Origin of the sequence: Nocardioides sp. (genome assembly GCF_047606145.1) — a bacterium.
Taxonomy (GTDB): domain Bacteria; phylum Actinomycetota; class Actinomycetes; order Propionibacteriales; family Nocardioidaceae; genus Nocardioides.
In genome coordinates, this window is sequence record NZ_JASGET010000143.1 from 1 (window position 1) to 12,657 (window position 12,657).

A 12,657-nucleotide genomic window follows, 5' to 3' on the forward strand; every position below is an offset into this window, starting at 1 on the left:
GGTCGGGGGGGGGGTGGGCCGCCCCGGTCGGGGGCGGTGTGGGGGGGGTCGGGCCGGGAGCCGGGGCGGGGTGTCGACGGCCTGCCCGCGGCCTCTCCCGGCCGAACGGCACCCACACGGCCCGCGAGCGGGGCGGCCCAGCCCCGCCCGGTCCGGATCAGGCTGGCTCGGGCAGCTCCTCGGTCGCCGGTGCCGCGAACTGGGACTGGTAGAGCCGGAAGTAGGCACCCTGCGCGGCCAGCAGCTGCTCATGGTTGCCCTGCTCCACGATCGAGCCGTGCTCCATCACCACGATGAGGTCCGCGTCGCGGATGGTGGAGAGTCGGTGCGCGATCACGAACGAGGTCCGGTCGCTGCGCAGCGCGGCCATCGCCTGCTGCAGCAGCAGCTCGGTGCGGGTGTCCACGCTCGAGGTCGCCTCGTCCAGGATCAGCAGGGACGGCTCGGTCAACGCCGCCCGGGCGATGGTGAGCAGCTGCCGCTCCCCCGCCGACAGGTTGCCGGCGTCGGCCGTGATGAGGGTGTCGTAGCCCTCCGGCAGCGAGTGCACGAACCGGTCCACGAACGTCGCCCGGGCGGCGGCCAGGATCTGCTCCTCGCTGGCGTCGGGGCGGCCATAGCGGATGTTGTCCCGGATGGTGCCCTCGAACAGCCAGGTGTCCTGGAGCACCATCCCGATCCGGCCACGGAGCTCGGCTCGCGGCATCGAGGCGATGTCGGCGCCGTCGAAGGTGATCCGACCGCCGTCGACCTCGTAGAACCGCATGATCAGGTTCACCAAGGTGGTCTTCCCGGCGCCGGTCGGACCGACGATCGCCACCGTCTGCCCCGGTCGCGCGGTCAGCGAGAGGTGCTCGATCAGCGGGCGCTCCGGGTCGTAGGCGAAGGAGACGTCCTCGAAGGCGACCTCGCCCGCGCCCGCCGTACCGTTCGACGCGACCACGCCGCCGACCGCACCGACCGCACCTGCCACACCGACCGCAGCGCTGGCGGCGTCCGGGCGCTGCTCCGGCGCGTCGAGCAGTTCGAAGACGCGCTCGGCCGAGGCGACTCCGGACTGCAACAGGTTCGCCATCGAGGCGACCGTGGTCAGCGGCTGGGTGAACTGCCGGGAGTACTGGATGAAGGCCTGCAGGTCACCGATGGTGATGTGCCCACTGGTCACCCGCAGGCTGCCGACGACGGCGACGGCGACGAAGTTCAGGTTCCCGACGAACATCATCACCGGCATGATCAGGCCACTGATGAACTGGGCCTTGAACGAGGCCTGGTAGAGCTCCTCGTTCTGCGCCGCGAAGGTCTGGCCGACCTCTTCCTGGCGCCCGAAGACGGTGACCAGGTCGTGTCCGGAGAAGGACTCCTCGATGTGGGAGTTCAGCACCCCGGTGCCACGCCACTGGGCGACGAACTGCCCCTGGGAGCGCTTCATCACCTGGCTGCTGATCAGCATCGCGAGCGGCACCGAGATCACCGCGATCAGGGCGAGCAGCGGCGAGATCCAGACCATCATCACCAGCACCCCGACCACCGTCAGCAGCGAGGTCAGCAGCTGGCTGAAGGTCTGTTGCAGGGTCTGCTGGATGTTGTCGATGTCGTTGGTGACCCGGGAGAGCAGCTCGCCGCGCGGCTGCCGGTCGAAGTACTCCAGCGGCAGCCGGTGCACCTTCTCCTCGACCTCGGTGCGCAGGCCGCGCACGGTGTTCTGCACGACGTGGTTGAGGATCTGGCCCTGGCACCAGCCGAGCAGCGCCCCGGCGACGTAGACCACCAGGACCAGCGCCAGCGCGTGGCGCAACCGGTCGAAGTCGACGCCGCTGCCGAGCCCCTCGACGATCACGTCGGTGGCGCGACCGAGCAGCCTCGGCCCGAGCGAGGTCAGCGCGACGCTGCCCACCGCGAGGACCAGCACCGCGACCGCGGCCACCCGGTACGGCGCCATCCGGCCCAGCATCCGCTTGGCCGACGGCCCGAAGTTCGACGCCTTCTGGCCCACCATGCCGCCGCCCATCGGACCGCGGCCGGGACCGCCGCCGGTGGCCTGGATCCGTTCGGTCACCTTCAGATCGCCGCCACCGTCCTTCGCCGGCGACCCTCCGGACGGCGTACGCCGCGATCCGTTCACGGACCCACCCGTGGACTGGCTCATCAGGCTGCCTCCTCCGCGCTCAGCTGGGACGCGACGATCTCCTGATAGGTCACGCAGTCGGCCAGCAGTTCGGCGTGGGTGCCGCGCCCGACGACCGCGCCGTCCTCGAGCACGAGGATCAGGTCCGCATCGCGGATGGTGCTCACCCGCTGCGCCACCACCAGCACCGTCGCGTCCCGGGTCACCGGTTGCAGCGCCGCCCGCAGCCGAGCGTCGGTGGCCACGTCGAGCGCGGAGAAGGAGTCGTCGAAGAGATAGATCTCCGGCTCTCGCACCAGGGCTCGGGCGATCGCCAGGCGCTGACGCTGGCCACCGGAGACGTTGGTGCCTCCTTGGGAGATCGGCACGTCCAGCCCGGTTCCGCCCTCGGGCGCCAGTTCGGTGACGAAGTCACTGGCCTGCGCGATCTCCAGAGCCCGCCAGAGCTCCTCGTCGCTCGCCTCGGGGTTGCCGTAGAGCAGGTTGGAGCGGACCGTGCCGGTGAACAGGAACGCCTTCTGCGGCACCAGGCCGACCCTGCTGTGCAGGGCACCCGCGTCGAGCTCGCGTACGTCGACCCCGTCGACCCGCACGGAGCCCGCGGTGGTGTCGAAGAGCCGGGGGATCAGACTGATCATGGTGGACTTGCCGGCTCCGGTCGAGCCGATCACGGCGACGGTCTGCCCCGGCCGGGCGGACAGGCTGACCTCGCGCAGGACCGGCTGCTCGGCCCCCGGATAGGTGAAGCCGACCCGGTCGAGGTCGAGGTGGCCGTGCAGCGTCGGCTCGGTGACGCCGTCGGTCGGTGGCACCACCGAGGACTCGGTGTCGAGCACCTCGGCGACCCGATCGGCGCAGACCGCGCTGCGCGGGATCTGCATCAGCATGAAGGTGCCCATCATGACGCTCATCAGGATCTGCACCAGATAGGAGAGGAACGCGGTCAGCGGCCCGACCTGCATCTGGCCGGCGTCGACCCGGTGTCCGCCGAACCAGATGACGGCGACGCTGGCGAGGTTGACGATGAGCATCATCGTCGGGAACATCGTCGCCATCCACCGGCCGGCGCGCAGCGACACCTCGGTCAGGGCGTCGTTGGCGACGGTGAACCGCTCCTCCTCGTGCCGCTCGCGGACGAAGGCCCGCACCACCCGGATGCCGGTGATCTGCTCGCGCAGCACCCGGTTGACCTCGTCCACGCGACGCTGCACCTTGCGGAAGCTCGGCACCATCTGGGAGACGATGACCCCCATCGTCACGAACAGCACCGGCACCACCACCGCGAGCAGCCAGGACAGGTGCACGTCCTGGTGCAGCGCCATCAGGATGCCGCCGATCATCATGATCGGCACCGAGACCGCGAGCGTGCAGCTCAGCAGGCACAGCATCTGCACCTGCTGGATGTCGTTGGTGTTGCGGGTGATCAGCGACGGGGCGCCGAACCGGGCCACCTCCTGACCGCTGAAGGAGCCGACCCGGGCGAAGACCGCCGCCCGCAGGTCACGGCCGAAGCCCATCGCGGTGCGGGCCGAGAACCAGACCGCGCCGACCGAGCAGCAGACCTGGGCCAGGCTCACCACCAGCATCACCGCACCGACCCGCAGGATGTAGCCGGTGTCGGAGGCGAGGATGCCGTGGTCGATGACGTCGGCGTTCAGCGTGGGCAGGTAGAGCATCCCCGCGGTCGAGACGAACTGCAGCACGACGACCGCGGCAAGATTGCGCCGGTAGGGGCGCAGGAACTCTCGCAGGATCCGGAACAGCATCAGGCTTCGCCTTTCAGGACGCCGGTGAGCAGGATGTCGACGATCTCGGCGGGCGAGAGCAGCTGCCCGTCGGCGATCTGGTCGTTGCTGCCCGCGAAGGTGAGCAGCCGAAGAAGGTGGACGAGTCGATCCGGGGTGACGGTGAGTCGCTCGGCGTCGGGTTCGACGATGGCGACCATCCGCCGGCGTACGTCGTCCATCGCCTGTTTGCGGTCCTCGCCGTGGGCTCCGGGCGGCGGGCCGAACTGGCCCATCGTGCGCATCAGCCCGAAGGTGGCACGCAGCCGCTGCTGCAGCGCGCTGGCCAGGGTGAGCAGCCGCTCGCGCAACGGCCGGTCGAGGTCGACCTCATCGAGCCGCGCCAGCAGCTCCCCCGGCTCGAACGCCTTCGCCATCGCGGCGGCGACCAGCTCGTCCTTGGACTCGAAGACCCGGAAGATCGTGCCCTCGGCGATCCCAGCCGCCTCGGCGATCTGCTTGGTGGTGACCGCGCGGCCGTGCACGTAGAGCAGCGGCAGGGTGGCGTCGACGAGCGCGGTACGACGCTCGGCGGGCGACATCGGTCGGGCTCGTGGCATGACCCCGAGAGTAGATGAGTGAGCGCTCACTCACAAATGGTTTTCGCGATCCGTGACAGATGTCAGGGGCGAACGGTGCCCCGGCTCCACGCCGAGACGCGCCGGCCCCGAGCCCTGCGAGGGCTCGGGGCCGGCGTCGGCCTGGCTGCCGGGTCAGCGGCGGCGCCTGACCTTCAATCGGCTGACGCCGGAGACCGAGCGCCGGAAGCGGTCGTTGGCGACGAAGACCGCGTGCAGACGGTGCTGTCCCACCGAGAGCCCGTCGGGCAGCGTCACCACCGCGTGCCCCTTGCGCAGGGTGGCGACCTTCACCAGCCGATGGCCGTCGAAGACCTTGACCCGGCCGCGCGGGACCTTGGTGCTGCCCGGCACCCGGACGGTGATCTTGGCGCGGGCGGGGCGGCGGTGCCTGACCTGGCGGTGCTTGCTGAGCACCATCCGGGTCTTGGTCCTCAGCTTGCGGGTGGTCGACCCGCTGCCGGTGTCGTCGCCACCGTCGTCACCCGTGTCGTCGCCGCTGTCATCGCCACCGTCATCGCCGTCGTCGGTGTCGCTCGTCGGCGCCAGCACGACCTGGTCCACCAGGGTGTTGGTGGTGGTGTCATAGGTCTCCAGGGTGATGGTGTCCTCGGCCATCGTCACGTAGGTGAAGTTGGGGTGCGACTGCTGGTCGCTCACCTCCGCCCAGTAGCACTCCGAGATGCGGCTGTTGTCGGAGTAGTACTTGCTGCCACTGGAGGAGTTGGCGGTCAGATAGAGCACGTCGCCCTCCTCGGGGACGACCGTGCCACTGACCGTGCCGGCGCTCTCCGCGGCGCTGACGTCGACCCCGTTCATCAGGTAGGAGCGGGTGAAGTGATGGTCGTGGCCCATCAGGACCAGGTCGACGCCGAGCTCCGAGAAGGCCGGCGGCAGCACCTCCCGATAGGTGACGATCTGGCTGTCGAAGGCATGCGAGGCGACGCTGAAGACGGAGTGGTGGAAGTTCACCACGGTCCAGGTAGCGTCACTCTGGTCGGCCATGATCTGTCGCACGTACTCGATGTGCTCGTCGGTGTCGCTGTTGTTGGTGTTCAGCGTGATGAACAGGGTGTGCTGGTAGCGGAACCAGGCGTTGCCGCCGGACTGAGACTCGCTGCTCGCGGCGCCGTAGCCGTCGGACACGTTCGGCATGTTGAAGTGCTGCTGGTAGGCCAGCGACCCGTAGTCATGGTTGCCGAGCGCGGTGGCCAACGGGATGGTGGTGAGCTGCTCCGGCGCGAGGAAGTAGGAGTATTGCTCCTCGCTGGCCGCGGTCTCGACCTGGTCGCCGCCGGTGAGCACGAACTGTGCGTCCGGATACTCCGACTCGGCCAGGGCCATCGTGGCCGCCCAGCCCTCGCCGTCGCTGCTGGCGTCGCCACTGGCTCCGATCTGCGGATCACCGACGAAGAAGAAGCTGAACGAGCTCGACACCGGCGCCGTGGAGAAGGAGTAGGTCTCGCTCCAGCCGGCGCTGTCGCTGCCGACCCGGTAGACGTAGTCGGTGTCGGCCGACAGGTTCGACACGGTGGCGTGCTGGTAGTACTCCCCCGAGGTGTTGGCGGCTCCCCTGGTCGCGGCGACACTCACCGCGGACGACGGGAAGACGTCATCGACCAGATCGGCCGCCTCGGCGTACTGGACGTACTCCTCGGCGTCCTCGGTGCACAGCCACGACAGACTCCGCGACGTCTCGTCACTGCCGACCTGCAGCACCAGGTCGCTGATCGTGACGGCGCTCTCCGCCTGGGCCGGGGACAGCCCGACGAGCGGGACGGACGCGGCGACCCCCAGGCCGCCCAACAAGACCGTGCGGCGACTGGGACGGAGCGGAGCCGCGGTGGCTGGATTCATCTCGGTGTTCCTCGTTTCTGACGGTGCGATCGGCCGCAGGATCGGCCTCGGCGCTACCGCATCGGACACGGATGAACGGTCCGGAGGATCGGGTTCCCAACACCGAACATCGCCGCTAATGCGGCGTGAACAGCTGCTGTGAGCAGAGTGTCCCGATGTTGTCAGGGGGCCAGCCGCTCGGTGGCCCAGCCATCTCCCGGACCGGTACGGCGATAGACCAGCCGGTCATGCATCCGGCCCGTCCGGCCCTGCCAGAACTCGACCACGTCCGGGCGCACCACGAAGCCACCCCACTCCTCGGGTGCCGGGACGTCTTGCCCGGCGAACCGCTCCTGCGCGGCGGCGTAGGCCTCATCGAGCTCCGCGCGTCCGGCGACCACCGAGGACTGGTGACTGGCCCAGGCACCCAGCTGCGAGCCCCGGGGCCGGATCGCGAAGTACTCCTCGACGGCCGCCCGAGGCAGCTCGGCGGCGCTGCCCTCGACCCGGACCTGGCGCTCCACCGGATGCCACGGGAACAGCAGTGCACAACGCGGGTGGGCGAGCAGCTCGCGCCCCTTGCGCGAGCCCAGGTTGGTGAAGAAGACGAAGCCGTCGGCGCTGAAGCCCTTGAGCAGCACCAGCCGCGCGGACGGCGCGCCGTCCGCGCCCACGCTCGCCACCACCATCGCGTTCGGCTCGCCGACGCCGGCCGCCGCCACCTCGTCGTACCAGCGGTTGAACAGCTCCCACGGCGTCGGCGTCAGATCCGCCTCCGCCAGCCCACCGCCGGCGTAGCTCTCCCGGGCCGCCGCGAGCCGGGCATTGAGGTCTGCGTCCAGGCGAGGCTCCATGCCGGCGAGCCTAGGCTCCACACCGGCGAACCCAGCTGGTGGGGCAGAATGCGGACGACAACGAGGATCCGCGAAGAGAGCAACGACCGAAGGGGCCACAGAGATGACCGAGGTGCACCACGGACTCGAGGGCGTCGTCGCGTTCGAGACTCAGATCGCCGAGCCGGACAAGGAAGGCTCGGCCCTGCGGTATCGCGGCGTCGACATCGAGGAGATCGTCGGCCGGGTCCCGTTCGAGAACGTCTGGGGGCTGCTCATCGACGGCACCTACACTCCCGGTCTCCCGCCGGCGGAGGCCTACAACCTGCCGGTGCACACCGGCGACGTGCGGGTCGACGTCCAGGCGGCGATCGCGATGCTCGCCCCCGCCTTCGGCTTCCGGCAGACCTACGACATCACCCCGGAGCAGGCTCGTGAGGATCTCGCCCGGGTGGCGGTGATGGTGCTCTCCTACGCCGGCCAGTCGGCGCGCGGGCTGCGCCGGCCGGTGGTGCCGCAGAGCGAGGTGGACAAGGGCGCCACCCTCGCCGAGAAGTTCCTGATCCGCTGGCGCGGCGAGGCGGACCCCAAGCACGCCCACGCGATCGACGCCTACTGGTCGTCGGCCGCGGAGCACGGCATGAACGCCTCCACGTTCACCGCGAGGGTGATCACCTCGACCGGCGCCGACGTCGCCGCCGCGTTCTCCGGCGCGATCGGCGCGATGAGCGGGCCGCTGCACGGCGGGGCGCCCTCGCGGGTGCTCGGCATGATCGAGGAGGTCGAACAGACCGGCGACGCCGAGGCCTACGTGAAGAGGCTGCTCGACTCCGGGGAGCGCCTGATGGGCTTCGGTCACCGCGTCTACCGGGCCGAGGACCCGCGTGCCCGGGTGCTGCGCCGTACGGCTCGCGAGCTCGGCGCGCCCCGCTACGAGGTCGCCGAGGCGCTGGAGAAGGCGGCACTGAGCGAGCTCCGCGCCCGCCGCCCCGACCGTGTCCTGGAGACCAACGTGGAGTTCTGGGCGGCGATCGTGCTCGACTTCGCCCAGGTCCCGGCGCCGATGTTCACCTCGATGTTCACCTGCGCCCGCACCGGGGGCTGGTCGGCGCACATCCTCGAGCAGGTCCGGACCGGCCGGCTGATCCGGCCCTCGGCGATCTACACCGGCCCGGCCTCGCGGCCGGCGAGCTCGGTCGAGGGCTGGCACGACTCCTGGGCCTGAGCGCCGGCTGGTGCCGGCTCAGCCGGCGGTGACCAACGCGGTGCCACAGGCGTCGCAGAACCGGGCGCCGACATCGTTGCGGACACCACAGGCCGAACAGAACGGGCCGGTCCTCCCGTCCGACCCAGCGGCCGAGGCGTCTCGGATGCCGCCGGCGACGTCCCCGGCGACGCTGCGCACCGCACCGCCCGCCTCCCCGGCCAGGTAGTTGGCCTGGGTGCGCAGGAAGCCGATGTTGAGCAGCTGCAACCCGATGCCGAACACGACGAGGGACCCGATCCAGGCAGCCATCCAGCCGGGCCCGGGTCCGTCGAAGCCGCCACCGAACACCTTGGTGCAGGCGGTGACGAACACGATCCCTCCGAACACGGTCAGGACGGCACCGCCGATCCGGGCGGAGGTGCGGATCCTGGCGTTGGTCTGGGCGGTGCGGTCCTCGACGGCCATCGAGAGCTCCTTGTGGTCAGTGATCGCGGGTGCGCAGGAACGGTGTGTCCTGCCGGGTCTTGCCGTGTGCTGTGACCGCCTGTGACCGCGATTCGGTTGCCCGAGTCTCGGACACGTCCCCGAACACGCCCCGAGCACGTCCACGGCCTTCCGGCATCCGATCCTCGTCAGCGGCGGGCACGCGGCTGGGGAGAGAATCGGACCATGACGTTGCAGATCCCCGCCGACCTGCTCCCGGTCGACGGCCGGTTCGGTTCGGGCCCCTCGAAGATCCCCGGCTCACGGCTGGAGGCGCTGGCCGCCACCGGGAGCTCGCTGATGGGCACCTCGCACCGCCAGCAGCCGGTCAGGGACCTGGTCCAGCGGGTGCGGGCCGGCCTCGCCGAGCTGTTCGCCCTGCCCGAGGGCCACGAGGTGGCGCTCGGCAACGGTGGGTCGGTCGCCTTCTTCGACCTGGCCAGCCACGCCCTCATCCGCGAGCGCAGCCAGCACGCCGTGTTCGGCGAGTTCGGCGCCAAGTTCGCCAAGGCCACCGCGGCGGCGCCGTGGCTCGCGGATCCGGTGCTGGTCGAGGCGCCGCACGGCGGGCTGTCTCGTCCGTCGTACGACGCCGGGGTGGACGTCTATGCCTGGACCCACAACGAGACCTCGACCGGCGTGATGGCTCCGGTACGGCGTCCCGGCGGCGCGAGCGCCGATCAGCTGACCCTGGTCGATGCGACCTCGGCCGCCGGTGGACTGCCGGTGGAGGTGGCCGAGGCCGACGTCTACTTCTTCGCACCACAGAAGTCGTTCGCCTCCGACGGCGGACTGTGGCTCGCACTGCTCTCCCCGGCCGCGATCGCGCGTGCCGAGGAGATCGCCGCCTCCGGCCGGCACATCCCGGCGTTCTTCGACCTGGTCGGCGCGATCAAGCAGTCCCGACTCGGCCAGACCCTCAACACGCCGTCGGTGGCCACGCTCTTCTTGATGGCCGAGCAGATCGACTGGATGCTCGCCTCGGGTGGCCTCGAGGCGATGGTGGGGCGCACCACCGCCTCCTCGAACTCGCTCTACGCCTGGGCGGAGAAGTCCTCGTTCGCGACGCCGTTCGTCCCCGACCCGGCCCACCGGTCGCTGGTCGTCGGCACGATCGAGCTCGATGAGGGCATCGACAAGGACCGGCTCACCGAGGTGCTGATCGCCCACCGGATCGTGGACACCGACGCCTACCGCGGCATCGGCGCCAACCAGCTGCGGATCGCGATGTATCCCGCCGTCGACCCGGCCGACGTGGAGGCACTGACCGCCTGCCTGGACTGGGTCGTCGAGCGGCTCTGACACCGCGGCCGCGCACGGTGTTCGCCGAGGACGAACACCGATCCGGAATGAGTCTCCTCTTCGCCGGGTTGAGTCGATAACACTCAAGTCTCGAAAGGGAGGCCACTACCGTGACCGAGCCTGTGATCAGTCTTCCCGTCCTGTTCGTGCCCGACGTCGTCGTACTGCCCGGCATGGTGGTGCCGATCGAGCTGGACGAGGCCGCCCAGGCCGCGGTCGACGCGGCCCGCAGCGGCAGCGACGGCCGCCTGCTGGTGGCACCACGGCTGGAGGACCGCTACGCCGCCTACGGCGCGATCGCCACCGTCGAGCGGGTCGGCCGCTTCTCCGGCGGTACGCCGGCCGCGGTGCTGCGCGCCGAGAGCCGGGCGCGGATCGGGTCCGGTGTCACCGGACCCGGCGCGGCGCTGTGGGTCGAGGTCGAGCCGGTCGTCGAGCCGGTCAGCGACCACGCCCGCGAGCTCGCCGAGGAGTACAAGCGGCTGGTGATCGCCGTCCTGCAGCGCCGCGAGGCCTGGCAGGTGATCGACCAGGTCACCCGGCTGAGCGAGCCGTCGGCGATCGCCGACACGGCCGGCTACGCGCCGTACCTCGGCGAGGACCGCAAGCGGCAGCTGCTGGAGACCCCCGACGTCGAGGAGCGGCTGAGCACCGTCATCGGCTGGACCCGCGACTACCTGGCCGAGGCCGAGCTGACCGACAAGATCAGCGAGGACGTGCGCGAGGGGATGGAGAAGAACCAGCGCGAGTTCCTGCTACGCCAGCAGCTGGCCGCCATCCGCAAGGAGCTCGGCGAGGGCGAGCCCGACGGCGCCGACGACTACCGCGGCCGCGTCGAGGCCGCCGACCTGCCCGAGAAGGTCCGCGAGGCGGCGCTGCGCGAGGTGGACAAGCTGGAGCGCTCCAGCGACCAGAACCCCGAGGCCGGCTGGATCCGCACCTGGCTGGACACCGTCCTCGACCTGCCGTGGCGGGTCACCACCGAGGACTCGACCGACATCGTGGCCGCCCGGGAGATCCTCGACGCCGACCACCACGGCCTGGACGAGGTGAAGGACCGGATCGTGGAGTACCTGGCCGTGCGGGCCCGGCGGGCCGAGCGCGGCCTGCAGGTCATCGGCGGCCGCGGCTCCGGTGCGGTGATCCTGCTCGCCGGCCCGCCAGGGGTGGGCAAGACCTCGCTGGGCGAGTCGGTCGCGCGGGCACTCGGCCGCCGGTTCGTCCGGGTCGCGCTCGGCGGCGTCCGCGACGAGGCCGAGATCCGCGGCCACCGGCGTACCTACGTCGGCGCCCTGCCGGGGCGGATCGTGCGGGCCGTCAAGGAGGCCGGCTCGATGAACCCGGTGGTGCTGCTCGACGAGGTCGACAAGGTCGGCGCCGACTATCGGGGCGACCCGGCGGCGGCGCTGCTGGAGGTGCTCGACCCGGCCCAGAACCACACCTTCCGCGACCACTACCTCGAGCTGGACCTCGACCTCTCCGACGTGGTCTTCATCGCCACCGCGAACGTCGTGGACCAGATCCCCAGCGCGCTGCTCGACCGGATGGAGCTGGTCACCCTCGACGGCTACACCGAGGACGACAAGGTCGCCATCGCCCGCGACTTCCTGCTGCCCCGGCAGCTGGAGCGGGCCGCGCTGAGCGCCGACGAGGTGAGCGTGAGCGACGAGGTGCTGCGCGAGCTGGCCGCGAACTACACCCGCGAGGCGGGCGTGCGGCAGCTGGAGCGGCTGCTGGCCCGGGCGCTGCGGAAGGCGGCCACCAGGCTGGCCACCGACGCCGGCGAGCACCTCGACATCGATCTGGACGGACTGACCGACCTGGTCGGACGGCCGCGGTTCACCCCGGAGTCGGCCGAGCGCACCGCGGTGCCGGGGGTGGCCACCGGGTTGGCCGTCACCGGACTGGGTGGGGACGTCCTCTTCATCGAGGCCACCGCCTCCGACGGCGAGGCAGGACTGACCCTGACCGGGCAGCTCGGCGAGGTGATGAAGGAGTCGGCGCAGATCGCGCTCTCCTACGTCCGCTCGCACGCGGCCGAACTCGGCATCGACGCGGCGGCGCTCGACCGGCGCATCCACGTCCACGTGCCCGCCGGCGCGGTGCCGAAGGACGGTCCGTCCGCGGGGATCACCATGGTCACCGCACTCACCTCGCTGCTGACCGGGCGGCCGGTGCGCAGCGAGGTCGGGATGACCGGAGAGGTGTCCCTGCGCGGCCGGGTGATGCCGATCGGCGGTCTCAAGCAGAAGCTGCTCGCCGCCCAGCGGGCGGGGCTGACCGAGGTGTTCATCCCGCAGCGCAACGAGCCCGACCTGGACGACGTACCGGCCGAGGTGCGCGACGCCCTGGCGATCCACGTCGTCAGCGACGTCCGCGACGTGGTCGTCGGGGCGCTCGCCCCGGTGGACTCCGCCGCCGCGGCCGCCTGAGCCCCCGCGCCGGAGGGGGGTAACACGTTGTCCACCTAGGTAGCAGCCTGTTGCGACGGGCTGCTACCTAGGTGGAC

The 12,657-nt window shown here is 70.8% G+C and carries 9 protein-coding genes; 3 read left to right on the forward strand and 6 right to left on the reverse strand.

All coding sequences use genetic code 11. From position 1 onward, the window contains the following. Window positions 1-157 precede the first annotated feature (157 nt). From QM638_RS19365 to pdxH, 5 genes are all read right to left on the reverse strand, one after another. On the reverse strand, window positions 158-2,008 hold the full coding sequence (locus tag QM638_RS19365; protein ID WP_415144683.1) for an ABC transporter ATP-binding protein: 1,851 nt from the start codon (window positions 2,006-2,008) through the stop codon (window positions 158-160). Window positions 2,009-2,145: 137 nt separating this feature from the next. Next, window positions 2,146-3,891, reverse strand: a complete 1,746-nt coding sequence (locus tag QM638_RS19370) for an ABC transporter ATP-binding protein (RefSeq protein WP_415144667.1) — start codon at window positions 3,889-3,891, stop codon at window positions 2,146-2,148. Further along, window positions 3,891-4,469, reverse strand: a complete 579-nt coding sequence (locus QM638_RS19375) for a TetR/AcrR family transcriptional regulator (protein ID WP_415144669.1) — start codon at window positions 4,467-4,469, stop codon at window positions 3,891-3,893. Before QM638_RS19375 ends, QM638_RS19370 begins: the two co-directional genes overlap by 1 nt. A 153-nt stretch (window positions 4,470-4,622) precedes the next feature. Continuing rightward, entirely contained in the window at window positions 4,623-6,344 is a 1,722-nt protein-coding gene (locus QM638_RS19380) for a fibronectin type III domain-containing protein (protein WP_415144671.1), read from the reverse strand. Between the two features lie 161 nt (window positions 6,345-6,505). Beyond that, complete coding sequence (pdxH, locus tag QM638_RS19385; protein WP_415144673.1) at window positions 6,506-7,177, reverse strand: pyridoxamine 5'-phosphate oxidase; 672 nt, start codon at window positions 7,175-7,177, stop codon at window positions 6,506-6,508. 103 nt (window positions 7,178-7,280) lie between these two features. Here pdxH and QM638_RS19390 point away from each other — a divergent pair, with 103 nt between their 5' ends. Next, on the forward strand, window positions 7,281-8,381 hold the full coding sequence (locus QM638_RS19390; protein ID WP_415144675.1) for a citrate synthase 2: 1,101 nt from the start codon (window positions 7,281-7,283) through the stop codon (window positions 8,379-8,381). 18 nt (window positions 8,382-8,399) lie between these two features. Here the strand turns inward: QM638_RS19390 and QM638_RS19395 are convergent, their stop codons facing one another. Continuing rightward, entirely contained in the window at window positions 8,400-8,828 is a 429-nt protein-coding gene (locus tag QM638_RS19395; protein ID WP_415144677.1) for a zinc-ribbon domain-containing protein, read from the reverse strand. A gap of 204 nt (window positions 8,829-9,032) precedes the next feature. On the opposite strand from QM638_RS19395, the gene serC reads away from it, so the two are divergent. Beyond that, window positions 9,033-10,148, forward strand: coding sequence for a phosphoserine transaminase (gene serC, locus QM638_RS19400; RefSeq protein ID WP_415144679.1), 1,116 nt, complete (start codon window positions 9,033-9,035; stop codon window positions 10,146-10,148). 110 nt (window positions 10,149-10,258) lie between these two features. Beyond that, window positions 10,259-12,580 (forward strand): endopeptidase La, encoded by a 2,322-nt coding sequence (gene lon, locus QM638_RS19405; protein ID WP_415144681.1) that lies wholly within the window; start codon window positions 10,259-10,261, stop codon window positions 12,578-12,580. The last annotated feature ends 77 nt before the right edge of the window (window positions 12,581-12,657 follow it).